The sequence below is a fragment of the Nocardia sp. NBC_01388 genome, assembly GCF_045040085.1.
In the GTDB taxonomy this organism is placed as follows: Bacteria; Actinomycetota; Actinomycetes; order Mycobacteriales; family Mycobacteriaceae; genus Nocardia.
Window position 1 is genome coordinate 2961828 of the sequence record NZ_CP109553.1, and the last position, 22945, is coordinate 2984772.

Here is a 22945-nt window from a genome sequence, read left to right on the forward strand (position 1 = left end):
CGATCCCGTGTCATCCGGCGACGCCGGGCAATCGAACAGTGAATCTGGCGCCGCCACCGGGCCGTTCGCCGCACTCCACCCGGCCACGATGGGCCGCAACGGTTTCCGCGACCAGCGCCAGCCCGATACCGGTGCCACTGGCGGAACGGCGGGCATTGCGGACTGTCGCGAAGCGCTCGAAGATGCGTTCACGTTCCGCCGCAGGCACTCCGGGGCCGGCATCGTCGACGGTGATCACCACCTCCATCCCGACCCGCGCGGCGGTCACCGCGGTCACGCCGCCACCGTGCCGCTTCGCGTTCTCGAGCAGATTGCCGATCGCGCGCTCCAGCTCGACCTTGCGGCCGGAGATCATCACCTCACCAGTCACCGTCAGCAGGTCCAGGCTGTACGAACGCTCGGCTAACATATGCCTGAGCAGCTCCGCGACCGAGAGCGGTTCGGTATCGCCGCGATGCACACCGGCCTCCACCCGCGCCAGCTCGAGCATGTCGTCGAGTATGTGACGCAGATGTTCGAGCTCGGCGCTGACGAACTCCAGTGCACGGCGGGAACGCTCCGGCAGTTCCTCGGAATGCCGGTTCAGCACACCGACACTGGTGATCAGGGTGGTCAGCGGGGTACGCAGTTCATGGCTCACATCCCCCACCAGGCGGCGCTCGCGTTCGATGCGCCGCCGCAGGGAATCGACCATCATGTCGTAGTCGTCGACCGTCGCCGACAATCGGCGGCTCACCCAAATGCCCGCCGCCGCACCGAAAGCGCCCGCGGCCAGCGCGCCGCCGATCAGCAGCAACACCGGATCGGCGCCTTCGCGACCGACGCGGTATCCGGTGACTCCGACCACCAGCGCGATCAGCCCGGCCCCCAGTGTGAATGCGAAAATCACACGGCTGCGCAGGCTTTCGGTACGCGAACCCGGGACAGTACCGCCCGGATCAGCGCTGCGCATCGAGATCAGCGCTGCGCATCGAGTCGATAACCCAGACCGCGCACGGTCACCACGATCTGCGGATCGGAGGGATCGTGCTCGATCTTGGTGCGCAAGCGGCGCACATGCACGTCGACAATGCGTTCATCGCCGAAAAAGCCCCGGTCCCAAATGCGTTCGAGCAGCGCCGTGCGACTGAGCACCCGCCCGGGACTCGCGGCGAGTTCGCACAGCACCCGGAATTCGGTGACGGTCAGATGGAGTTCCTCGTCACCACGCCGGACCGTGCCGCCGTCGGGCGAGAGCACCAGCGGCGAATCCGGATCGGCGTCCAGGAGCACCTCTTCGGGCGCCTCCTCGGTCGCATCATCGGGCGCGTCGTCCCGGGACGACGCCAGCCGCGCGCGCCGGCGCAGCGCGCGCATACGCGCGGTGATCTCCTTGATCTCGAACGGTTTGGTGACGAAGTCGTCCGCGCCCGCCTCCAATGCGGCGACCACATCATGGGTGTCGTCGCGCGCACTGACCACGATGATCGGCACATCGTGATCGCGGCGCACCTCACGAATACAGGTGAATCCGTCCATTTCGCCCAGCATGAGATCGACGATCATCACATCCGGGACACCGTGGTCCCGCAGATGTTCCAGCGCCGTCTCGGCCTCCTCGGCCTCGGCGACGTCATAGCCTTCGTCCTCCATGGCGAGCCGCAAAGCGCCGCGAACCCGGTCGTCATCCTCCACGATCATCAGGCTGGCACCCATACACATCCCTCACCTGCACACGGATACGGCGAACCGCATCCTCACGATCAAGCGCCTACTGCCCGCAGGCGCACCTTTCGAACACACGACTACATCGGTTACCCGCCCGAACGGTTGCCAAACAACTCCCAGCAAACCCCGATACCGGCACACTGTCATCGATACCGCCCTTCAAAGGTCTGACCAGCGACAACCAGCCGTGGATCGGCGCGATTCGGGGCACGACATCTGTTCGGCGGATTGCGGCACCGGTTCGGGGTCTCGCCTAGGCTGCACGCATGGTCGAGGGCGAGGGGGTCAGGCAGGCGCTGGGCGCGGCTCCATGGGGTTCGAGGCTGCTCGGTCCCGCCGAGGAAGGGGCGATGTCCCGGCGGGTGCGCGTGCAGGTCCTGCTCACCGTGCCGTTGATCGGAGCGAATCTGATCGGCATCACGGTGGCCATGGTGCTGATCGGGGTAGTCCTGCCCGGACCGTCGGTGTTCACACGCCGATTGGTGCTGCTGAACTTCGTCGCGACTCCGCTGTACGCGGCGCTGGCCCTGCTGCTCGGGATGGTGTGGGGGACGGTCTGGGGACTACGGACGCTGCGCTGGTCGACCGATCCGGATCGGATCCCGGATGCCGAGGAGCGGCATGCGGCGGCCCGGGTGCCCCGGCGGCTGGTCGTGCAGCAGGCGCTGCTCTGGCTGGGCGGAATGGCGGTGCTCACGCCGCTGTACGGACTGGCCGACCCCGCCTTCGTGCCGAAATTCGTACTGGGCATCGGGTCCAGTGCGATTGTCGTCTGCGCCAACAGCTATTTGGCCGCGGAGTTCGCCCTGCGACCGGTCACCGCGCGCGTGCTCGATGCCGCGCCGTCGCGGCAATTGCGCGGGATCGGAGTGTTCGGGCGATCGGCGCTGGTCTGGATGCTCGGTTCAGGGACACCCGTTGCCCTGCTCATGGTGGTCGCGATCCTGGCGCTGAGCGGCGTGGATATCAGTACCGAACGGCTCGCGGTCTGCGTGCTCTCGCTCGGCGGCGCCACGCTGGTGTTCGGCGGGCTGCTCATGACACAGACGCTCGGCGCGACGGTCGCACCGATTCGCAGTGTGCGCAATGCGCTGCGGCGAGTAGAGGACGGCGATCTGGAAGCGGCGGTCACGGTCTACGACGGTACCGAATTGGGGGAACTGCAAAGCGGTTTCAACCGCATGGTGCTGGGATTGCGTGAGCGGGAACAGATCCGGGATCTGTTCGGACGCCATGTGGGCCATGACGTCGCCGCGGCTGCGCTGCTGCGCAATCCGGAGCTGGGCGGCGAAGAATTGGATGCCGCAGCGATTTTCATCGATATCATCGGATCCACCACCATGGCCGCGACCCGCCCTGCGCGCGAGATCGTGACGATTCTCAATGACTTCTTCGGCATTGTGGTCGACGAGGTCGAACGATACGGCGGACTGCTCAACAAATTCGAGGGCGACGCCGCCCTCGCGGTCTTCGGAACGCCCGCCCTGCTGCCCGATGCGGCGGGTTCGGCACTCGCGGCGACTCGCGCCATCCGGCAGCGGCTCGCCAGCGAGACCACCGAATTCGATGCCGGTATCGGTGTCGCCGCCGGACGCGTTGTCGCGGGCAATGTCGGCGCGCACCGCCGCTACGAGTTCACGGTCATCGGTGATGCCGTCAATGAGGCGGCACGGCTGTGCGAACTCGCCAAGAGCGATGAGCACCGGGTGCTGGCCTCCGCGAGCACCGTGGACGCGGCCGCCGCCGCCGAACAGAAGCACTGGGACATCGGCGAATCGGTGACACTCCGGGGCCGGATTCAGCCGACGCGCCTGGCCCGACCCCGTCACTAGCGAGGATTCAGCAAACGCGCAGAAAGGTCACCGGTGTCTCACCGGCGATTCACTGGCCTTCACCAGACTTCAGTGACGTAATCGACCTCATAGCAGGTGGCGAACAGCGCCTACCTGGTAATTCGAAGAGGTTTGACAATGACGAACCCGAAACCGGAATCGGAAGCAGAGACTTCCGTCACCGAGCCGATCAGCACCGAACCCGCACCGGAGGCCACCGAACCCCCGCCGGTCGCACCGCCCGCGTTCCCCGTGCGCCGCCCGCCGAGCAATGTGGGCTGGGCGGTCGCCTCCCTGCTCGTCTTCTGGCCGCTGGCCTTCTCGGCATTCACCCACGCGCTCAATGTGTTTCCGCTCTGGAGCGAGGGTGATGTCGAGGGCGCGCAGCATGCCTCGCACCGGGCCCGCTGGCTCGGCATCGTATCGCTGTGTGTCGGCGGCGCGCTGATCGTGCTGTTCGGGACGCTGTATCTGATCCTGCTGATCGTGATGATCCATCACGGACACCACCACCACGGCTTCTCCGGCGGACCGGGCCCGCGTATGCGCCGCGGCTGACCGGCACGCCCGCCGCGCCCCGCATCGCGGACCGCACACGATCGCCACACCGAGCAGGTGAAAGGCACTGCGGGCATGCACAATTCGATATTCCACCGAATGCCGCGCTGGAGCCGTATCCGGGCGGGTAAAACGCGGACCACCGCGCACTTCCCGCCCGTCAGCGCCGCGGTTCCGACCGCAGCTGTCGAATACGTCGCGCACCGGCCGCACTCGGGCTGTCCGCGGTGCTCGTACGGGCTGCGCCAGGCGCGCAGCCGGTACCCGCCGCCTGGGCCGGTGTGGGCCGCGCCTACGGCGGGGCCCGGGCGGTGGCGTCTTACACTGGGTGGCATCTGACAGGTGAAATCGCAGTGACCCGGACTTTCGTGGGTATGGCGGGTCTTGCGCGGTGCATGACCGAGACCAAACGGAGCCCATGGCCGGCAGCGCGGGATTGTTGAAATCGTGGTGGCGAGATCCGATCGATCGCCGCTGGTTGGTGCACGTCCTGGAATCGCATTCGGTACTGCGCTGGGAGCAATGGTCCGTCGGTGCGGGCGGACTGGTCATGGCCTTCGTGGCCGCGGCGACGGCGGCCTCACCCGGTGGACCCTCCGATACGTCGGGGCGCGTGATCTTCGCTGTCATCGGTATCGGCGCACTGCTGTGGGCGCTGCGGTGGTGGTTCGGGCCGTGGCCGAGCGCGAAGGAATCGCTGATCCTGTTCGCCGCCGCGGATGTGAGCATCACGGTCGGCTGTCTGCAGGACTCGAATCGGGTGTACGGGTCGCTCGGCGTCATCCTGCTGGTGGTGACCGGCTCCTATCTCACCTTCTTCCACAGTCCCAAAGTCCTTGCCGCGCACGCCCTCTGGTCGGTGCTGTCGGTACTGGTGCTGTCCTGGCACATGGTGAGCGGCGGCGGTGACGTATTCCTCGCCACCGCCATCGTGCTGATCGTGATGGCCGCGCTGGTGGTGGCACTGCCCTCGCTGCAGTTCATGTTCTGGCTGGTGCAGACCGAATCGATATCGGATCCGCTGACGAAGCTGATCAATCGGCGCGGGCTCGAATTCCATTTGAGCAGAATGTTCGCCACCAGTGATCTTGCTCGGATCTGCGTCATGATCGTTGACCTGGACGGATTCAAGAGCGTCAACGACCGCTTCGGGCATTCGGTGGGCGATGAAGTGCTGATGCGGACAGCACAGCGGATTCAAGCGGCCGCGACCCCCGATTTGATCGTGTCCCGGACCGGTGGTGAGGAATTCGCCGTGGTCGGGTTGATGTCCGCCGAGGAGGCCAGTGCCGCGGCCGAACTGTTCCGGCAGTCCGCCGCCGCCCAGCACACCGTGCCGGTGACCGTGAGCATCGGCGTGGCGATCGGCGGCGATGGCCCGCATCCCACACCGCAGGTCCTGCTGCAGCGCGCCGACTCGGCGATGTATCAGGCCAAGCACGACGGCGGAAATCGCGTGGTCATCGACGAGGCGATTCGACCGGAAGTACGGCGCAGCTGAACTTCCGCTGCGCGGCCGCACTCCCCCTGCGGAGAGGTGCGCCGCCGGTGCTCAGTTGACGGTCGAGACCAATCCGCCGTCGATGCGTAGATTCGCGCCATTGATGGACGCGCCGAGCGGACTGGCCAGGAAGGCCACCGAACTCGCGATCTCGGCGGGCTCGACGAGGCGATCCGACGGGTTGGCCAATGGCCCGTCGAGCAGCATTCGGGTCGCGGCGGAGACGTCGTCACCCAAACCATGGCCCTGTGCGAACGTCCGAGCGAAGTCCCACCAGCCGTCGACCAGAACCGGCCCGGGGCTGATGATGTTCACAGTGATCCCGGTGGCGGCCAATTCCTTCGCGAGACTGACAGTGAGATTGGCCAGTGCGGCCTTCGCGGCACTGTAGGCGGCCCGCATGGGGAGCGGATCGGGGTGCGCGGCGCTGCCGATCTGAATGACCCGGCCCCACCCGACTTCTCGCATCTGCGGTGTCAGCGCGTGGATGAGCCGCACCGCCGAAGCGACATTCGTGTTGTAGAGCGTGAGCCAGTCGGTGGCGGCGGCGGTGGTCCGCGTCGATCGACTCGTGGAGCAGGGTTTGGTCACCCGCTCCCCCGATCCGGGCGATAAGCGCAATACACGCGTGGAGCTGACCACCGCGGGGCGGGAACTGTTCGATCGCGTCACGCCCGCGCATCTGAGCATCGAGGATCGACTACTCACCGCGCTCGACCCCGAGCAGCGCGAAGCCCTGGAGAGCATTCTGCGACGACTGCTGGTGTCCTTCGAGGGTTCGGTTCCCGACGATGAATTCCCCAGGCTTGGAATGGTTTTGGCGCCGGCGCACATTGCCGTGCAGATGCGCCGCGCGGTGGGGCTCCCCGAGTTCACCGGACTGCTGGTCCGGGGGGTCGAACCCGGCTCTCGGGCAGAGAGCGCGGGAATCCGGACCGGCGATGTGCTACTGCGCGCAGGCGACAGCGATCTCCGCTCGATCGCCGCCCTGCACGCGGCGCTGGGGGCAGCGGCAGAGGCTGGGGCGCTTCATATCTCACTGGTGCGCGGCGTCGACGCCCAGCATGACGTCACTCTCGATGTAGGCCCGCATATCGCCGACACCGGTAGTGCGCCGACCTCGAATATCAGCGGCACACACCTGATCTGACGACGAACGCCAACGAATTCCGATGGGCCGATTCAGCCAATATCCGGGCGGCGATGACGACCGCTTCCTTCCGGCGCGAGTTCGTCCGGGCTGATATTCGGCAACTCGATAGTTGGCGCGTCAAGCGCGCCGCGGAGACGGCTGAGAAAGGCATCCACACTGCCGTACCGACGCAGAACATCGGTCAGTAATTGCTGGGTTGTCAACAACTGCTGGGCCTTCGGCACTGTCACCGCTGTCATCGCCACCCTCACCTCGAATGTACGTAACAAGCTCGTACGGTGGGAGTTTCGCCCGGCTGCATATTGCCACCGGGAGAGCCGAGCAAAACCCCCACCACCCGAACGGACCCAGGGACTTACCCCACACCTCCTGGGCCGCACATCACTGTAGCGGCACGACTCGCCGTAGCGGAACGGGCAGTAGATGACTTATTGTGCCAACTTCTTTCCTGCGGGCAAATGCCCGGACACCCAATTTTGGAGTGGCACAACGGTACTAGTTTCGGTCACCACGATCGGATCGTCGCGCCTCGATAACCGGCACGCTGGACCGCGCGACCGACCACGCTCGTATCCACGGTCGCGATATCCAGAGGGCCGAGCGTATCGGTGACGAATGCGTAGAGTCCGGGCAAATTCCGGCAAAATACCGTGGCGAGCAGATTCGTGGGCCCGGTTGTCGCCATGACGCCGTGTATCCGGTGATCGCTCGCCAGCTGTAATCCGGTGTCGTGCAGCCGACCCGGTGACACGCTCATCCAAATGTGCGCATCGACCGGATAGCCCATCAGCGCCGAATCGATCGAGACATGAGTGCGCAGCAGTCCCATCGCACGCAAGCGGTGCAGACGACGGCGCACCGTGGATTCGGATTGCCCTGTCGCGGTGGCCAATACGGAGATTCCGAGGCGGGCGTCCCGGGTCAGCTCGGTCAGCAGGTGAATATCGGCATCATCGGGCGCGGCGGGCTCGGTCGCCGCCGGCGGCGTCAGCCCGGCGATCTCGTCGGGAGTGAGGTATCCGGCGCGCCAATCGGCGGCGTCCGCGAAGACGTGCAGCACCGACAGGGCGGTGGTGGACACCACGGCGCTGCTGGCCGGAAGTTGCTCGTAGATCAGGCGATCCCGCGCATGCGGATCGGCGATCGCGAGTGCGACGATCTCGTCGCCGCTGAGGGTGATGTCCACGAACGGCACATCCGGACGCCGCGCGAGCGCATCGGCAATGGAATCGATACGACCACGAAGCACTTTGGCGCGCAACACCATCGAGGCATCCGCCGGATAGGACGTGCGGGCCGGGACCCGGGTCACCAGCAGCCTCGCCGATCGGGTCAGCCGCGACAACCGGCGGGAGATCGTGCGGCCGGAGACGCCCAGCACCTCGCCGATCCGGGCGACCGGCGCGAAACCGTCGATCTGCAGGGCCGACACGATTCGGCGATCCAGATCATCCAGTGTCGTGTCCGATTCCACGCTCACTCTCCTCTCCTTTGTCCAGAAGCGAGCATATCTGCTGCTCTGAGCGCCATCTACGTGTGCGGCGCCGATAGAACTGTCCGCGGCAGTCAAGGCCCCACAGCGAAGGAGAAGATCATGACCAGCGCGACGATCGAGAGCACACAACTCGAACAGGTGGTAGCGGCCGTGCGCTTGGCAGGCGCCCGCCAAGCCGCGGCCTTCACCGCCATGGGCGCGGCGCCCAGCGACTGGGAGGAAATCCGCGCGGCACTCACCCGCAACGATCAGCTGGCGGAAGACATTCTGCGGCCCCGGCTGCAAGCTCTACGACCGCAAGCAGACTGGGCCGGCGAATTCGAGACCGGACTGCTGGGCGACGGTGAGTGGTGGGTGGCCGATACCGCGGACGGCAATATCAATGCGGTGCACGGCCTACCCGAATGGACGGTGGCCGTGAGCCTGGTCCGCGATGACACCGCGCTGCTGACCGTCGTGCATGCTCCGCTCTCCGGCGATACGTACACCGCGCTGCGCGGCGGCGGCGCGTTCCGCAACGGGCTGCCGATCCACGCCTCCCGAAAGACCGATCTGGCGATGGCGATCGCCGCCACCGCCCAGGCCGCCCCGGGGCACACCGAGCGGAGCGATGACGAGGGCCGATCGATCGCCGCAATGTACCGAAAAGCCCTGGTCGTGCGCTCCGGCGTGCCGTCCACGCAGCATCTGGCACGGCTGTCCGCCGGACAGCTGGACGTGTACTGGCTGCACGGTCAGGACAGGGCCGCCACCGTGGCCGGTGCGCTGCTGGTTGCCGAAGCCGGCGGTGTGGTCACCGATATCAGCGGCCGAGCGTGGACTCCCGCCTCCGGCACCTTCCTGGCTGCGGCGCCCGGCGTCCACGCCGCGGCCGTCACCGCACTCACGAACCACTGAACAAGTAGGAGCAATCATGACCACCATCGCCGTCCTCGGAGCCGGTCGCGTCGGCCGGAATCTCGCTACCGCATTGCAATCCGCCGGGCACACCGTGACAGTGGGCGCGCGCGGTCCCGCGGAGCTGCCCGCGGACATCGCCACCGCCTCAGTGGCCGAGGCGGCCGCCGGCGCCGACATCATCATCAATGCCCTACCCGGAAACGTCTCCGTCGCAGTCCTTTCCGGCATTGCCGAAGAGTTGACCGGAAAGGTCCTCCTCGACCTCGCCAATGCGACAGAACGGGGGGCGGACGGTCTGCCCGGCCGATTGCTCTATCCCGCAGGCAGTCTCGGCGAGGAGCTCCAGCAGGCACTCCCCCGCACCCAGGTCGTCAAATCCCTCAACACCATGCTCTACACCGTCATGACCGCCCCGGCATCCCTGCCCCACCCGGCTACCGCCTTCCTGTCCGGCAATGACGACCAGGCAAAACAGTCCGTCACAGCGCTCCTCACCGACCTCGGCTGGCCCGCCGATCGGATACTCGATCTCGGCGATATCACCACCGCCCGCGCCCCCGAGGCATTCACACTGCTGACCGCCCCACTGCTGAAAGCCTTCGGATTCACCCCCTTCGCCCTGACCGTCAGCCATTGAAAGCCCGGACCGCACCGCAGGCAGAAGGGGCTTCGAACGGCCGAGGGTGCACCGGGTTGCGGGGTGGTGGGTCTTGGGGGTGGTGGTTTGGTGGAATGCTGGGCGGATGGTGGTAGCGAAGGTGGCCGGTGGGCGGTGGGGGGATCACAATGCCGAGCGGCGGCGGGTGATCATGGATGCGCTCATCGAATTGATCGAGGAGTGTGAGCCGGGGACGGATATCCCCCTGCAGGCCATTGCCGATCGGGCCGGGGTCAAGCGGTCGGTGATCTATCGGCATTTCATCGATCGGAAGGATCTCGACGCGCGGACTCGGGAGTACGCGGTCGAATCGCATGCCGATGAGGTGATGCCGACGCTCGACCCCGAGGACACCTTGCGGGAGACGATCTTTCGGTCGATCGATGTATACGTGACGCTGGTGGCGGCGACGCCGCGATTGCACGAATGGATCGAGCGGGGGCCCGGCAGCAATGAGCCGAACGGGCAGGCCATTGTCACGGGCACCAAAGCCGCTGTGGCCGAACGCATTGCGTCGCTGTTCGAGACGGCCGCCGCCGTCCTCGGGCAGACCGATCCGGGAATCGGCGTGGCGGCCTTCTCGATCGTCTCGATGGTGGACGGCGCGGTGACCCGGTGGCTGCACACACGGCCCGAGGGCTGGGGCGCGGCCGATATGAGCCGGATGCTGACCGAGTCGATCGTCTTCCTGGTCGATGGTCATGCTCGCGCGCGCGGACTGCAGGTCGACCCGGATATTCCGGTCGGTGAGCTGCTGTCTCGCGCGTCGGCCGCGCTGTAATCGCGACCATGATCGCGACACAGTGTCACGGTCACCCCTTGTTCGACCCGACGTGGCGAGCTACCGTACTCCTATGACCGCGACACGGTGTCGCGATCGGGGGTTCGAGGAGACAGCCGATGACGTCCACCACCCGCACCACACCCACGCGCACCGCTGAGCAGTACACCGACACACTCGAAACGCTTTCGGAAGGATCGGTACATCGGAATTTCGATCCCTTCCTCGATATCCCCTGGGACGACCCGGCTTTCGCGGTGGTACCCGATGACGATCGCTGGATGCTGCCGACCGCCGATCCGTTCGGCGCACACCCCTGGTATCGGGAGCTGCCGCGGGAGAAGCAGATTGCCATCGGTATGTGGCGGCAGGCCAATATCGCCAAGGTCGGACTGCAGTTCGAGAACATCCTCATTCGCGGGCTGATGCAGTACGTGTTCTCCCTGCCCAACGGGTCGCCGGAGTTCCGCTACAGCACGCACGAGGCCGCCGAGGAGTGCAATCACACTCAGATGTTCCAGCAGGTGGTCAATCGAATCGGCGTGGACGTGCCCGGGATGAGCCGCCTGACGCGGGCACTCGGCCCGATCGTCCCGCTGGTGCCGATCGTCTTCCCCACCTGGTTCTTCATCATGGTTCTGGCCGGAGAGGAACCCATCGATCACGGCCAGAAGGCGATCCTGCGCTCGGACTCGGAGATGCATCCGATGATCACGCGCGTCATGCAGATTCATGTCGCCGAGGAAGCCCGGCATATTTCGTTCGCCCATGAATACGTCGAGCACCATGTGCCGGAACTGTCTGCCGTCAGCCGCTTCGCACTGTCGGTGGTCACGCCCATCACCATGCGGGTGGCGCTGTGGTTGATCGCGGTGCCCCCGAGCCGCTTCCGCCGCGAATTCGACGTGCCGCGTGCGGTTTTCAACGAGGTCTACTGGCGGAGCCCCGAATCGCGCCAGGCACTGAGCGACTTCTTCGCCGACGTTCGCATGCTGGTCGGCAATGCCGGCCTGATGAATCCGGTCTCCCGGCTCATCTGGAAGATGCTGCGCATCGACGGCAGGCCCGCGCGCTACCGCAGTGAGCCCGCGACCTGAACTTGCCAGGTAGGGGTCCGATTACGAACCCCTACCGAGCAGTCATCAGGGCTGAGTCAGACCCATGCCCTGGGCCAGCAGCGGCCAGGACGTGTGCAGCGCGTCCTCCCAGTACGACCAGCGGTGCGTGCCGATCGGATTGAACTGGTAGGTCGCCGGGATATTCAGCGAATCGAGCTTGTTCTTCAGGTTGTGCGTGCACTGGTTGACCGCGCCCTCGATGACCATGCCCAGACCGAGGTTCACCGCACCCATGGCGCCGGCGCCGTTCATGTAGTACTGAACGTCTCCCGTGACCGGGATGCCGCTACCGCTCGAGATGTAAAGCAGTGTGTCACGCAGCTTTTCGGCATTGATGACCGGATCGTTCGCGGCCCACAGCGGGCTGTCGGACGGACCGTACATATTCTTGGTGTCGCCGCCGGCCCAGGTCTCGGTGGCGAGCTTGACGAAGGCCTGACCCGCCGGGTCGGCGATCTGCGCGCAGCCGCTGTAGGCGGCGACGGACTTCCACAGACCGGGCTTGGCCTCGGCCAACTGCAGCACCGAGGTACCCGAGGTCGACAGGCCCGCCAGCGCATTGAGGCCGTTGGAGTGCAGCGTGTCGTCCAGCAGCGGCGGCAGCTCTTCCGTCAGGAAGGTCTTCCACTTGTTCAGGCCCAGAGCCGGATCCTTCTGCAGCCAGTCGGTGTAGTAGCTGCCGCGACCACCGATCGGCAGGACCACATTGACCGGCTTGTCGGACAGCCAGTCGAGAGCATTGGTGCTGCCCTGCCAGCTCGCGGTGCCCTCACCGCCGTCCAGCCCGCTGAGCAGGTACAGGTTCGGCGCCGGCTGCGAATCGTCGGCCGGACGCTGCACGTCGACCGAGATATCGGTATCCATTGCCGCCGAATGCACCTTCAGGTGCCAGGTGCGACCGTCCTTGGTGACGGACGTGACGGAGGGGGCCTGCTGCGGGTCCGCCGCAGCGGTGCCGGAGGTGCCGGCCAGGAGCGCCACGGACAGTGCGGCGGTGAGCGCTAGAGCAGTGGTCCGGACGGAGGCCACGCTGCGTAGTGCGGAGAGCTTCATAAACCAGTCAATCCAATCCGTGGGTCACCCCAGCCTGTGCTTCGCCGGGCCCGCAGGCTGCACCGTCCATGCCGCTGCGTTTCCGTCGAAGCGAAACTGTCACTCGAAACCTGTGCGCCGACTATCGAAATCGACGCACAGGCGGCCCGAAGGCCCGTATGACCTTCCCATGCAACGGGCTTCGGCTCAAGCCCATCTGGACGAGTGGTTAGTTCGACAGTCCCATGCCCTGTGCGAGCAGCGGCCAGGACTCCTCCAGCGCCTGCTGCCAGTACGGCCAGTAGTGCGTTCCCACCGGATTGAACTGGTAGGTCGCGGGGATGTTCAGCGAATCGAGCTTGCCCTGCAGATTGTGCGAGCAGGCGTTGACCGCGCCCTCGATGATCATGCCGAGCGCGAGGGTCGTGGGACCGCCGTTGTTCAGGTAGTACTGAACGTCATTCGCCACCGGGATACCGCTGCCGGCGGAGACGTAGAGCAGGGTGCCGCGCAGCTTCTCGGCATTGATGACCGGATCGTTCGCGGCCCACAGCGGGCTGTCGGACGGACCGTACATATTCTTGGTATCGCCGCCGGCCCAGGTGCCGACCGCGAGATTGACGAACAGCTGACCGGCCGGGTCGGCGATCTGCGCGCAGCCGCTGTAGGCGGCGACGGACTTGAACAGACCGGGTTTGGCCTCGGCCAGCTGCAGCACCGATGTTCCGGACGTCGAGGTGCCGGCCAATCCGTTCAAACCGGTGGAGTGCAGCGTGTCGTCGAGCAGCGGCGGCAGCTCCTCGGTGAAGAAGGTCTTCCACTCGTTCACGCCGAGCACCGGATCCGGCTTCAGCCAGTCGGTGTAGTAGCTGCCCTGTCCGCCGATCGGCTGAACCACATTGACCTGCTTATCGGCCATCCAGCCCAGCACGTCGGTCTGGGTCTTCCAATTCGCGGTGCCCTCACCGCCGTCCAGGCCGTTGAGCAGGTAGAGGTTGGGCGCGGGGGTCGACTCGTCGACCGGGCGCTGCACGTCGACCGCGATGTCCTTGTTCATCGCCGCCGAGTAGACCTTCAAATGCCAGGTGCGCCCATCCTTGGTCACGGAGGTGACCGCCGGGGGCTTCTGGGCATCCGCCGCTGCCGTGCCGCCGCCGAGCAGCGCCATGGACAATGCCGCGGTCAGCGTTAAAGCGGCGGTACGGAAAGCTGTATGCAGCACTCATCACTCCCTATGCTTATGCTTCGCCGGCCCGCACGCTGCACCGATCCCCGTCGCGCTACGTCTTCCGTCGAGGCGGAATTATCAGTCGATGTATTCGGCCATAGATCGGTTAGACCCTGCCATACAATCCACCGCTACTCAAGATCACAACGCCCCGACACGAATTCGGGGCGTTGCGCCGCTTGTATTACCGCTCGAGCACGCCGAGTTGTTTCATCTGGGTAATGACATCGGCAACACCCCAGACCTCGGCGACCTGACCTTCGACGAATCGGACGATGAAGATTTCATCGTCAGTTGAACATGCCGGGCTCGTAACTGCCCGCGGGAGTCCGGGCGATCACATTCAGGCGGTTGAAGGCGTTGATCACCGCGACCACCGAGATCAGCGCTGCGATCTGGTCGTCGTCGTAGTGCTTGCGAACCTCCGCCCAGGTGTCGTCGCTGACGCCCTGATGGGTGTCGGCCAGCCGGGTGCCCTCCTCGGCCAGGGCCAGGGCGGCCCGCTCGGCCTCGGTGAAGACGGTTGCCTCCCGCCAGGCGGCGACCAGGTTGAGCCGCACCGAGGTCTCCCCCGCCACGGCTGCGTCCTTGGTGTGCATATCGGTGCAGAATCCGCAGCCGTTGATCTGGCTGGCGCGAATCTCGATCAGCTGCTGCGTCGTATGCGGCAGCGAGGACTCCTTCAGCAGCAGGCCGACACCGGCAATCCGCTTGCCGATCTTGGCGCCGAGCTCGTTGGTGCGAAGGTTGAATCGAGGTTCCAGTTCCATTGCCCTGTCCTTACATTCGGACCCGTGCCGCGGTCGGGCGGCACCCGTACATAAGGAAGACTCCGCAGGCAGGTGGAGTGTGACATGGGGCCGCTATGGTGGCCGCCACAGCACCGGCAGGTCAGTTCCAGTTGTCGATCTTGACGTCGTGCGGGTCCGGGGTGCCCTTACCGGTCTCGACCAGCGACTTCAGGCTCATGAGGAAGAGTGCCCACTTGGTGCTGCAGTGGTGCATGAACTCGACCGGCTCCTTCCAGCCCTGGTGGTTGAAAAGAATGATGGTGTAGTCCTCGGCTTGGCTGAGATCCCACTCGACGTGTGTGCCGACCCATTCTTCGGGGCCCTCGACGACCTCCCACGACACCCGTTTACCGGGTGTGAGCTCGCGGACCTTCATATCGAATCCGCCCGCGCCGAAGCGGAATTGGGCTACACCGCCCACCTCATCGGCTACGCCACGGGTATCGTTCGCCCACCAGCCGGCGAGCCCCTCGACTGAGGTCAGGGCCGCGTAGACCGCGTCGGGCTCGGACTTGATTCCGACTCTGTGCAGGATGTCTACCATTTCGAATCTTCTTTCCAGTGTTCGCATTCGGATGGGCGTCGAGAGGGTGACTACTGAGTGGCGCGCTGGTCCTTCGCGGCCTGAATGGCCTCGGCAAGGCGCTTGATACGCCGGAGCCTGGCATCCCAGGCCGAGCCGACCGAGGCCAGCTGGGCGACCGCGCGCGCGAGTTGCGCCTCGTCCACGTGGTACCTGCGCTCGCGCCCGGCGGGCGTGGCGTGCACCAGGCCGACGCGGTCGAGTACGCCGAGGTGTTTCGCAATGGCCTGCCTGGTCACAGGGAGTTGCTCGCTGAGGCTGGTGGCCGTGCCATTGCCGGCGGCCAGCAGCAGGTCGAGCATCCGCCGACGGGTCGGATCCCCGATCGCGGACCAGAGGTCGTCGTCGACGGCAGCGGTCACGGGGTCGACACCAGCCCCGCGAGGTACTCCCCCAGTCGGGGCACGAAGGTGTCCCAGCCGATGCCGTGCTCGCGGTACTGCTCCTCCAACTTGGCCACCTCCCAGCCCATCTCGCGGAACCCGGTCTCGGTGAGGCGAATCTTCGTGCCGGAGCCGGAGGGGGTGAGCTCGAAGGTCACCAGGAGCGAATTGGCGGCGTCCTCGACCTTGTCGTCGGGAAAGCACCAGCGGAAGGAGAACACCCGCGGCGGCCGCACATCCACCACCGTCATCGCATAGACGTCCACCCGGTCGCCCCAGACGAATTCGCCGACCGAACCGGGCGTCACCTCGAATTCCGCACCATCGGTCCACCACTGCGAGATGTGGTCGGGACTGCTGACCACCTCGAAGACCACCTCGGGCGAGGCGTCGACATAGATCTCTCGTTCGATGCTGCCGTACTCGGTACTCGTCACGCTTCCTCCATATGCAATGTTTGGTTGCACATAAAGCTAGCGAATCAACCGCGATCGCGCAACCTTTGGTTGCCTATTCCCGACACTCGCGAACCGACCGGCGACCGGTGACTCGCAACCCTGGTGCTCGATGGTTTGCTGGAGACATGTCACTGCAATGGAAACTGGTCATCGGCAGCACGAATGCACCTGTCCTGGCGGACTTCTGGGCCGAGGGCAACGAGTTCTGCGCTTCGTAGCGGCGACCGGATCGCGGGCGCGGGTGCGCTGTGACCATGGCGCCGCTAGCGCGCGGTGGCCATCGCGCCCCAGATCTCGGCGATCCGCCCGTCGGCGACGCGGAACATCTCCAGCAGGGTGGTCGTCTTCCCGTTGTCTTCGAATCCGTGCACGGTCGCGCGAAGAGCGACCACGTCACCGTGCGCGAAGGCATGGTCGACCACCGTCCGCGAATCGGGGTGCTGATCTGCGAGCGCCTTCCATGCCACTTTGAGCGCGTCCCGCCCGGCGGCCAGCGGGTGGCTGTAGAAGTCAGCGGCGAAGATCGTGTCGATGGCGTCGATGTCCCGGTTGTTGAAGGCCTGATGCATCAGGTACCCGAGTTCTGCTGGATCGTTGACTAGCAATTCACCGTTCTCCCGTTCTGGCAGTGGATGATTGGGAGTGCGTGTCCCGCCGTTCACCCGTGTTGCCAACTGGGTGAATAGTACTGTCGAACGATGGTCCGGGTCGACGTGCTGGTGGGTCGTGAGGCCGAGCGTGCCGGCCGCTCAGCGTATTTCGTGAGCGGCCGGCTCCTACCGCCAATGGCGGCCGCCGAGGGCGGCCGCGTTCACGAAGCAGCGCGACCGTCGCAGCCCCGATACCGGACGCCGAGCCGGTGACCACATACGCTCGCCCGGCGAAACCCGCATACTCCGTCATCGCATCCACTCCTGCCACCCATCAGCGCACCTCTACGCTGCCGCCACACCCTGTGCATCTCAATACCATCCGCTCACGTCACCAGGCCCCGGTCCGCACCCTCGACTGGCCCGCAGTGGGGAGGGGCGTTATAGTCGGGACGATGATGACTCATTCTGAAGAAGGATTGGGGGTCTCGTTCGTGTCAGGTGAGTGCTGATGCTCACTTCGATTGCGAATGGGAACGAATCCCGGATTTCTCTCTGGCGGCGCGTGCGCGAGTTCGCGGTTCCGCCCTCCATGATCGAAACCGCGAGTGCTCGGCGTGCTGCCGGGGACTGGGGCGGGGCGTGTGCCGCAGCGGGTTTCGATGTAGATATTGATTTGCGTGCGCTGGCGCGTTCGCACGGCCGGGAGCTTGCCGTCCGCGTGCGGGCCGATCTACGCACTCTGGCGCCGGATCTGCTGCGCTGGCATATGCCCAGGATCGCTCCTGATGGGCTGTTGCGCCCGGGTCTGACGGTGACGCTGGCTCGATACAGCACCGAGGGACACGGAACTTCTTGCTGCAGAGCGGGTTCGGTGCATCTTGTGGCCCGGACCGCGCCCGCCTGGGCGGATGCCGGTCAGCGGATCAGCATTGCGCTATGGGGCGAATCTCTGTCCGGAAATGGCGCCGCACTACATCCGCACACTCGCCCCGATCGGCGTTTCCGGCTCGATCTCCACCGTCACCTGTGGGACACAGGCCGAAGTGATGAGCTTCGAATGCGTTCCGGGGCAGAGCAATTCGACGAATCCGTCGTAATGGACCCCGGGCTGCCGGAATTGGCGCCACAGGGCTGCGCGATCGACCGATGGGCAGCCGAGGCCGAGATACTGCTGCGCGGCGACGGGCTCCCGGCAGGCCCACTCCTGGTGCGCCTCGGAGCGCGCGGACGGGTTGTCGTGGAGCCGCATTCACACGGGGATGACCCTCCCGTGCTGCGGATCGTGCGGAAATACCCGCGCGGCAGCGCGTCCGCCTTGCCGGTGCTGCCGGACGCGGCGACCTGGGCACTCCCCGACCTGGAACTGCTCCGGGCCGGTGCGATATCCGCCGATCGGCTGCATCCGCTGGTCGCCTCGGCGCTCGTACCGGGCCACAAACCCAGCGAAACACCCTGCAGCACACACCGCTCCGGTCACCCACACCTGGTGGAGTGCCGAGGCGAGCAGCACCGGATCGGCCTGCTGGACGGCGTGCTGACCGCACTGGATCACCACCCGGCCGAGGTCCGGAGGGAGGAGTTGCTGGTCGCGTTGACCGGCACCCCACTGCCCTGTCTACAGGCGATCGATCAAGCGCATCGCCACCCGGATTGCCTCACCGGTGTTCGAGAACGGCTGCGCCACGGCGATATTGCCGGTGCGCTCGCCGTTGTCGAGGGCCTACTGGGTCCGGGCGCGCAGCTGCGCGAGGGAGCCCTGCGCGACGAACTCGAGGCGGCCGCGCAGCAGCGGATCACCTACGGACTGTTCCGATCCGGGCTTTTCGCGTCCGGCTCGACACGCGAGCAGCGCCCTCGCCCGCCACACCGCACGCATCCGCGCCACGCCGTCTTGCATTGACCCGCGACCTTTCGCGGTCCACTCACTTCCACTCAACCCCAAGGTGATTCAGCATGCCCTCACACGTCCCGCACGCTCCCCTGTCCGAGCGCGCACACACCTCCCAACTCGCCATCGCCGGTCAACTGCTCACCCTCCTGGGCGAGGTCACCACCGAACCCCGCGCGGACAGCCAACTCGAAGCCCTGACGCTGGCCGTGGCCGCCGATCTACCGGTGCTCCTGTGGGGCGAACCGGGGATCGGCAAGACCGCAGCCCTGACCCAGCTCGCCGAGTCGCTGGAACTCCCCCTGACCACCGTCATCGCGAGCGTCCATGAGCCATCGGACTTTTCGGGACTGCCCATCCTCGGAGACGATCCGGCCACACAGGGTGTTCCGATGGCTCCGCCGGAGTGGGCCGTACGCCTGGTGCGTGCCGGCCGGGGGTTGCTGTTCCTGGACGAACTCTCGACCGCACCGCCCGCTGTGCAGGCTGCCCTCCTGCGCCTCGTGCTGGAGCGGCGGATAGGCGCCCTCCAGCTGCCCGCCGGTGTCCGTATCGTCGCCGCGGCCAACCCGCGTTCCTCGGCGGCCGACGGCTGGGAGTTGAGCCCGCCGCTGGCCAACCGCTTTGTGCACCTGCAGTGGACTCACGATCATGACGTGGTCGTCCGTGGCCTCGGCGGGACCTGGCCCCGCGCAACGCTGCCCGAATTTGATCCCGAAACTCTCCCGGAGGCGGTGCTTTTCGCCCGCCGCGCGGTGTGCGAGCTGCTCGCCGCCTGCCCCAAGCTCGTCCATCAGCTGCCCACCAGCGAAACCCGCCGCGGCGGCGCGTGGCCGTCACCGCGCAGCTGGGATATGACACTGCGGCTGATCGCCTTCGCCACCGCGGCGGGCTCGCGCCGAGATGTGCTGTCACTGCTGGTCCGTGGCGCTGTCGGCGACGGTCCCGGCTTCGAACTGCTGAGCGCCATCGACCGGATGGATCTCCCAGACCCGGAGCTGCTGCTCGCCGATCCGGCCGCCGCCGAACTGCCCGAGCGCGGCGATCTGCGCCAGGCAGTGCTCGACGGTGTGGTGGCGGCGGTCCGCAAACGCCCGGAGAAGTCCCGCTGGGACGCGGCGTGGACGCTGCTGGTGAAGGCCGTGCAGACCGGAGCGCCGGACCTGGTCGTCGTCCCCGCAACCACCCTCGCCACCCTGCGCCGCGACGATTGGGACGTACCGGCGTCCATCGAACAACTCGCCGGAATGGTGTCGGTATCCCGGGGAGCGGATCGCGCCGCGGCCCGTGTCACCGCGCGGGCGGGCCGATGACAGCCGATATCGGGCGCCTGGATCTCGACAAGCTCTATGCCGCACGCCTGCTGGCGGTGCGGGCCCGCCCCTACCTCGCGACCGCCCTGTTCGCACTGCACATAGTCGAATCGCCGCGGGCGCCGACCATGGGCGTGGACCGGTATTGGCGGTGCTACGTGTCGCCCGCGTTCGTGGACTACACACCGGTGGAGGAACTGGCCTCGGTACTGGTGCACGAGGTGTCGCATCTGCTGCGTGACCATCACGGGCGCAGCGACCGATTCGCGCAGCGGCACAACCTGAGTGGCCCGGCGGAACGACTGCGGATGAATATCGCCGCGGACGCCGAGATCAACGACGACGCGTTCGGTCACGGACTGATCCAGCCCGAAGGCGCCATCATGCCGGCGACCCTGGGATTGGCGGCCGGTGAACTCATGGAGGACTACCTGCATCAGTTCCGCCTCGGACGCCATACCCAGGACATGGCGTGGCTCGACTGCGGCAGCGGCGCCGACGGCTCGGATCGCGAGTGGGAACTCGGGCCGGACGGCGCGGACGGGCTCACCGAACAGGAACGCGAGGCGGTCCGATTCCGCGTGGCGCAGGGCATTATCGGCGAGCCGGGCAACACGCCACAGGGATGGCGGCGCTGGGCAGAGGAGGCGATGCACCCGCCGCAACCCTGGCGGGATCTGCTGGGAGCGGCCATTCGCGCGGCGGCCTCGGCCTCCGGCGCCGGCGCGGACTACACCTACGGTCGGCCCGCCCGGCGCTCGGCCGCGGTGCCCGGCATCGTGCTGCCCAGCCTGCGGCGCACACCGCCGCGGGTCAGTGTGGTCATCGACACCTCGGGATCGGTCAGCGACGTCGAATTGGGCAGCGCGCTGCTCGAAACGGCCGCTGTCACCCGGGCCGTGGGCGGCCGCCGCGATCTGGTCACCGTGCTGTCGTGTGATGCCGCGGCACGGATCACGGATCCACTGTGCCGTGCGGAGGGCATAGCGCTGATCGGCGGCGGGGGCACCGACCTTCGCAGCGGGTTCGCCAAAGCGCTACGCGCACAGTCTCGTCCGGATGTGATCGTGGTGCTGACGGACGGTCAGACCCCGTGGCCGGCCAGTCGGCCGTCCTGCCGGACGGTGGTGGGTCTGTTCCGCCGGGAGCACACGTGGAATGACGATGAGCCGAATTATGTTCCCGCGCCGCCGAGTTGGGCACGGGTCGTTCACATCGGGTGACAACCGCGCGAAAAGCTCTGTGCTACGGCCCCTCCGGTGACGGGTTTCGCCACGGCAGGGTATTGCGGGTCACGGCAATGAAAATCGCCGAGACTACCACTGCGGCAAGGGCGGCCTCGACTATCTGGACGACTGCGAAATCGGCCCCGCGCGGCATTTGCAGGACTCCGACGACAACCGAGAAGACCACTGCCGGAACACGGAATGCCGGAGTCGTGGCCCAGGCCGCCAAGGGCACGATCGCCCAGAGCAGATACCAGGGCTGTACCACCGGGGAGAGCAGGACGATGGCGCCCAGGGACAGCCCCAGGGCGCCGATGAGGTGCAGGCGGCCGGTCCAGGTGGCGACCAGCATGCGAAGGCTGATGTATGCGGAGATCACCTGCGCGATCGGGCGGGTGATGCTCAGCAGTGCGTTCGTATGGTCGCCCAATCCCAGCAGGACACCACCGAATCCGGTGGCGATGCCGAGCGCCGTCGGCAGCGACATCCAGCTGTTGACGGCCGTATTGGTGGAGAGTGTGTAGATCCAGCCGAAGCCGAGCCCGCTGCTCCAGCTGATGAACAGCATTGTCGCCGCGGCGATTACGCCCAGAATCGCCGCGGCGACCACGAGGGATCCGAATGTGCTGCCCCGTCGCCGGGCCAGTGCCATGCCGACGAAACCCAGCGCGACGATCGCGGGAAGTTTGACCATCGCCGCGAGGGTGATGAGCACCGCGCCGAGCGCCAGCAACGCCCACGCCCGGCCGTCCAACCCTGGCGGCGCTCCCGGTTCCGCATCGGGGCCGCCGGAGAGCGCACGCAGGCAGAATTCCGATCCGAACAGCATGAGCCCCAGCATCAGCGTGTCGTTGTGCACCCCGGCGACCAGGTGGAACAGCACCAGCGGATTGGCCGCGCCGAGCCACAGCGCGCTCACCGGGGCAACGCCGCAGCGACGGGCCAGTCGCGGCAGCGCCCAGACGATCAGCGCCATCCCGCCCAGTTCGAGCAGCCGATGGGACCAGACACCGAGAATGATGTTGTCGCCGGTGATTTCGGCGATGCCGCGCCCGATCCAGAGGAACAGCGGCCCGTACGGCGCGGGCGTCTCACGCCAGATATTGGGCACATTATTGGTCAGCACATTGCTCAGGCCGAGTCCGTCGGCCGGGCCCACCACGTAGGGATCCATACCGCGCCTGGTGATTTCGCTCTGTGCCAGATACGAATACACATCATTGGAGAACATCGGCGGCGCGACGATGAGCGGCGTCACCCACAGCAGCAGGGTCCGGTCGAGTTGGGAACGCGTGATCCGGTGCGCGGGCGCCCCGCCGACGCTGCCGATGGCGAACCGGCCCAGCAACAACCACGCCGCCACCACCGCGACCACGCCGATCATGCACATTGCCAGCATGGATGTCGGGAGCCGCGCGAACAGCCCGAAGACCGGTACGCCCGATACCGGATTCTGGTGCACCGGCTGCGCGCCCACGCCGAGCGCGCTGATCGCCATCACCACCGTGCCGGTCGCGCCGAGCATCTGGATCCGCCTGAACTGCAAGGCTTCCCGGCGGTCGAGCCCGGGAACCTCCCGCTCGGTGCTGTGCAGGGCGGCGACGTAGTGTGCGGCGGAGTCCAGACCGATGACTCGGCGTCCGAGTCTCAGCATGTCGCTCCGTACATTCCCGGCAACCCACACCAGGGGGAGCCTAGCGGCATTCGACGGCGAATCCGGTGATCTCGAGGCCTGCGCGCGCTGCGG

General features: G+C 66.5%; 25 protein-coding genes. 12 read left to right on the forward strand and 13 right to left on the reverse strand.

Translation table 11 applies throughout. The features are described 5' to 3' along the window. Nucleotides 1-10 precede the first annotated feature (10 nt). Entirely contained in the window at nucleotides 11-889 is an 879-nt protein-coding gene (locus OG716_RS14525) for a sensor histidine kinase (protein WP_405138152.1), read from the reverse strand. Nucleotides 890-957: 68 nt separating this feature from the next. Further along, nucleotides 958-1695, reverse strand: a complete 738-nt coding sequence (locus OG716_RS14530; protein ID WP_405138153.1) for a response regulator transcription factor — start codon at nucleotides 1693-1695, stop codon at nucleotides 958-960. 278 nt (nucleotides 1696-1973) lie between these two features. On the opposite strand from OG716_RS14530, the gene OG716_RS14535 reads away from it, so the two are divergent. The 3 genes from OG716_RS14535 to OG716_RS14545 all read left to right on the forward strand — a co-directional run bounded on the left by OG716_RS14535 (nucleotide 1974) and on the right by OG716_RS14545 (nucleotide 5598). Beyond that, nucleotides 1974-3539 carry an adenylate/guanylate cyclase domain-containing protein gene (locus OG716_RS14535; protein ID WP_405138154.1) on the forward strand — a complete coding sequence of 522 codons (1566 nt, stop codon included), beginning with the start codon at nucleotides 1974-1976 and terminating at the stop codon, nucleotides 3537-3539. 138 nt (nucleotides 3540-3677) lie between these two features. Further along, nucleotides 3678-4097: a CD225/dispanin family protein gene (locus OG716_RS14540; protein WP_405138155.1), complete on the forward strand. Its 420-nt coding sequence runs from the start codon at nucleotides 3678-3680 to the stop codon at nucleotides 4095-4097. Between the two features lie 418 nt (nucleotides 4098-4515). Beyond that, a complete protein-coding gene (locus OG716_RS14545) occupies nucleotides 4516-5598 on the forward strand; it encodes a GGDEF domain-containing protein (RefSeq protein WP_405138156.1) in 1083 nt (360 codons plus the stop codon). Between the two features lie 51 nt (nucleotides 5599-5649). Here OG716_RS14545 and OG716_RS14550 read toward each other — a convergent pair whose 3' ends face one another. Further along, nucleotides 5650-6189, reverse strand: coding sequence for an SDR family oxidoreductase (locus OG716_RS14550; protein WP_405138157.1), 540 nt, complete (start codon nucleotides 6187-6189; stop codon nucleotides 5650-5652). On the opposite strand from OG716_RS14550, the gene OG716_RS14555 reads away from it, so the two are divergent. Then, the gene (locus OG716_RS14555) at nucleotides 6182-6748 is read left to right on the forward strand and encodes a hypothetical protein (protein WP_405138158.1); all 567 of its coding nucleotides are present in this window, start codon (nucleotides 6182-6184) and stop codon (nucleotides 6746-6748) included. The genes OG716_RS14550 and OG716_RS14555 overlap by 8 nt on opposite strands. Nucleotides 6749-6780: 32 nt before the next feature. On the opposite strand, the gene OG716_RS14560 is transcribed toward OG716_RS14555, so the two are convergent. After that, nucleotides 6781-6990 carry a hypothetical protein gene (locus OG716_RS14560; RefSeq protein ID WP_405138159.1) on the reverse strand — a complete coding sequence of 70 codons (210 nt, stop codon included), beginning with the start codon at nucleotides 6988-6990 and terminating at the stop codon, nucleotides 6781-6783. Between the two features lie 266 nt (nucleotides 6991-7256). Next, complete coding sequence (locus OG716_RS14565; RefSeq protein ID WP_405138160.1) at nucleotides 7257-8231, reverse strand: Lrp/AsnC family transcriptional regulator; 975 nt, start codon at nucleotides 8229-8231, stop codon at nucleotides 7257-7259. Between the two features lie 114 nt (nucleotides 8232-8345). Between OG716_RS14565 and OG716_RS14570 the strand changes: the two genes are divergently transcribed. The 4 genes from OG716_RS14570 (at nucleotide 8346) to OG716_RS14585 (ending at nucleotide 11682) form a co-directional block, all read left to right on the forward strand. Beyond that, the gene (locus OG716_RS14570) at nucleotides 8346-9143 is read left to right on the forward strand and encodes an inositol monophosphatase family protein (RefSeq protein ID WP_405138161.1); all 798 of its coding nucleotides are present in this window, start codon (nucleotides 8346-8348) and stop codon (nucleotides 9141-9143) included. 16 nt (nucleotides 9144-9159) lie between these two features. Continuing rightward, the gene (locus tag OG716_RS14575) at nucleotides 9160-9783 is read left to right on the forward strand and encodes an NADPH-dependent F420 reductase (protein WP_405138162.1); all 624 of its coding nucleotides are present in this window, start codon (nucleotides 9160-9162) and stop codon (nucleotides 9781-9783) included. Between the two features lie 106 nt (nucleotides 9784-9889). Further along, nucleotides 9890-10585, forward strand: a complete 696-nt coding sequence (locus OG716_RS14580; protein WP_405138163.1) for a TetR/AcrR family transcriptional regulator — start codon at nucleotides 9890-9892, stop codon at nucleotides 10583-10585. Nucleotides 10586-10704: 119 nt separating this feature from the next. Then, nucleotides 10705-11682, forward strand: a complete 978-nt coding sequence (locus OG716_RS14585) for a diiron oxygenase (RefSeq protein WP_405138164.1) — start codon at nucleotides 10705-10707, stop codon at nucleotides 11680-11682. Between the two features lie 45 nt (nucleotides 11683-11727). Here OG716_RS14585 and OG716_RS14590 read toward each other — a convergent pair whose 3' ends face one another. Next, nucleotides 11728-12756 (reverse strand): alpha/beta hydrolase, encoded by a 1029-nt coding sequence (locus OG716_RS14590; RefSeq protein ID WP_405138165.1) that lies wholly within the window; start codon nucleotides 12754-12756, stop codon nucleotides 11728-11730. A gap of 208 nt (nucleotides 12757-12964) precedes the next feature. Then, entirely contained in the window at nucleotides 12965-13903 is a 939-nt protein-coding gene (locus OG716_RS14595) for an alpha/beta hydrolase family protein (protein ID WP_355127699.1), read from the reverse strand. Nucleotides 13904-14048: 145 nt separating this feature from the next. Between OG716_RS14595 and OG716_RS14600 the strand changes: the two genes are divergently transcribed. After that, entirely contained in the window at nucleotides 14049-14261 is a 213-nt protein-coding gene (locus OG716_RS14600) for a hypothetical protein (protein ID WP_405138166.1), read from the forward strand. On the opposite strand, the gene OG716_RS14605 is transcribed toward OG716_RS14600, so the two are convergent. The 5 genes from OG716_RS14605 to OG716_RS14625 all read right to left on the reverse strand — a co-directional run bounded on the left by OG716_RS14605 (nucleotide 14254) and on the right by OG716_RS14625 (nucleotide 16852). Then, nucleotides 14254-14727, reverse strand: coding sequence for a carboxymuconolactone decarboxylase family protein (locus OG716_RS14605; RefSeq protein ID WP_327146528.1), 474 nt, complete (start codon nucleotides 14725-14727; stop codon nucleotides 14254-14256). The genes OG716_RS14600 and OG716_RS14605 overlap by 8 nt on opposite strands. Nucleotides 14728-14854: 127 nt before the next feature. Next, nucleotides 14855-15298, reverse strand: coding sequence for an SRPBCC domain-containing protein (locus tag OG716_RS14610; RefSeq protein WP_405138167.1), 444 nt, complete (start codon nucleotides 15296-15298; stop codon nucleotides 14855-14857). Nucleotides 15299-15348: 50 nt separating this feature from the next. Continuing rightward, the gene (locus OG716_RS14615; protein ID WP_405138168.1) at nucleotides 15349-15699 is read right to left on the reverse strand and encodes an ArsR/SmtB family transcription factor; all 351 of its coding nucleotides are present in this window, start codon (nucleotides 15697-15699) and stop codon (nucleotides 15349-15351) included. After that, on the reverse strand, nucleotides 15696-16157 hold the full coding sequence (locus OG716_RS14620) for an SRPBCC family protein (protein ID WP_405138169.1): 462 nt from the start codon (nucleotides 16155-16157) through the stop codon (nucleotides 15696-15698). Before OG716_RS14620 ends, OG716_RS14615 begins: the two co-directional genes overlap by 4 nt. Nucleotides 16158-16441: 284 nt before the next feature. Further along, nucleotides 16442-16852: a nuclear transport factor 2 family protein gene (locus tag OG716_RS14625; protein WP_405138170.1), complete on the reverse strand. Its 411-nt coding sequence runs from the start codon at nucleotides 16850-16852 to the stop codon at nucleotides 16442-16444. A gap of 976 nt (nucleotides 16853-17828) precedes the next feature. Here OG716_RS14625 and OG716_RS14630 point away from each other — a divergent pair. The 3 genes from OG716_RS14630 to OG716_RS14640 are packed head-to-tail and all read left to right on the forward strand — an operon-like array spanning nucleotide 17829 to nucleotide 21195. Beyond that, a complete protein-coding gene (locus OG716_RS14630) occupies nucleotides 17829-18671 on the forward strand; it encodes a hypothetical protein (RefSeq protein WP_405138171.1) in 843 nt (280 codons plus the stop codon). Nucleotides 18672-18724: 53 nt separating this feature from the next. Next, nucleotides 18725-19972: an AAA family ATPase gene (locus tag OG716_RS14635; protein WP_405138172.1), complete on the forward strand. Its 1248-nt coding sequence runs from the start codon at nucleotides 18725-18727 to the stop codon at nucleotides 19970-19972. After that, entirely contained in the window at nucleotides 19969-21195 is a 1227-nt protein-coding gene (locus OG716_RS14640) for a DUF2201 family putative metallopeptidase (RefSeq protein ID WP_405138173.1), read from the forward strand. The genes OG716_RS14635 and OG716_RS14640 overlap by 4 nt, the downstream gene beginning before the upstream one ends. A gap of 22 nt (nucleotides 21196-21217) precedes the next feature. On the opposite strand, the gene mptB is transcribed toward OG716_RS14640, so the two are convergent. Then, nucleotides 21218-22852, reverse strand: coding sequence for a polyprenol phosphomannose-dependent alpha 1,6 mannosyltransferase MptB (gene mptB, locus OG716_RS14645; protein WP_405138174.1), 1635 nt, complete (start codon nucleotides 22850-22852; stop codon nucleotides 21218-21220). Nucleotides 22853-22945: the final 93 nt, after the last annotated feature.

Coding starts and splice junctions, on each gene's coding strand:
- OG716_RS14545 (WP_405138156.1), top strand. CDS start 4,516: ATGGCCGGCAGCGCGGGATTGTTGAAATCGTGGTGGCGAGATCCGATC.
- OG716_RS14610 (WP_405138167.1), bottom strand. CDS start 15,298: ATGGTAGACATCCTGCACAGAGTCGGAATCAAGTCCGAGCCCGACGCG.
- OG716_RS14590 (WP_405138165.1), bottom strand. CDS start 12,756: ATGAAGCTCTCCGCACTACGCAGCGTGGCCTCCGTCCGGACCACTGCT.
- OG716_RS14575 (WP_405138162.1), top strand. CDS start 9,160: ATGACCACCATCGCCGTCCTCGGAGCCGGTCGCGTCGGCCGGAATCTC.
- OG716_RS14560 (WP_405138159.1), bottom strand. CDS start 6,990: ATGACAGCGGTGACAGTGCCGAAGGCCCAGCAGTTGTTGACAACCCAG.
- OG716_RS14640 (WP_405138173.1), top strand. CDS start 19,969: ATGACAGCCGATATCGGGCGCCTGGATCTCGACAAGCTCTATGCCGCA.
- OG716_RS14530 (WP_405138153.1), bottom strand. CDS start 1,695: ATGGGTGCCAGCCTGATGATCGTGGAGGATGACGACCGGGTTCGCGGC.
- OG716_RS14635 (WP_405138172.1), top strand. CDS start 18,725: ATGCCCTCACACGTCCCGCACGCTCCCCTGTCCGAGCGCGCACACACC.
- mptB (WP_405138174.1), bottom strand. CDS start 22,852: ATGCTGAGACTCGGACGCCGAGTCATCGGTCTGGACTCCGCCGCACAC.
- OG716_RS14570 (WP_405138161.1), top strand. CDS start 8,346: ATGACCAGCGCGACGATCGAGAGCACACAACTCGAACAGGTGGTAGCG.
- OG716_RS14595 (WP_355127699.1), bottom strand. CDS start 13,903: ATGGCGCTGCTCGGCGGCGGCACGGCAGCGGCGGATGCCCAGAAGCCC.
- OG716_RS14585 (WP_405138164.1), top strand. CDS start 10,705: ATGACGTCCACCACCCGCACCACACCCACGCGCACCGCTGAGCAGTAC.
- OG716_RS14600 (WP_405138166.1), top strand. CDS start 14,049: ATGTATTCGGCCATAGATCGGTTAGACCCTGCCATACAATCCACCGCT.
- OG716_RS14535 (WP_405138154.1), top strand. CDS start 1,974: ATGGTCGAGGGCGAGGGGGTCAGGCAGGCGCTGGGCGCGGCTCCATGG.
- OG716_RS14580 (WP_405138163.1), top strand. CDS start 9,890: ATGGTGGTAGCGAAGGTGGCCGGTGGGCGGTGGGGGGATCACAATGCC.
- OG716_RS14630 (WP_405138171.1), top strand. CDS start 17,829: ATGCGTTCCGGGGCAGAGCAATTCGACGAATCCGTCGTAATGGACCCC.
- OG716_RS14540 (WP_405138155.1), top strand. CDS start 3,678: ATGACGAACCCGAAACCGGAATCGGAAGCAGAGACTTCCGTCACCGAG.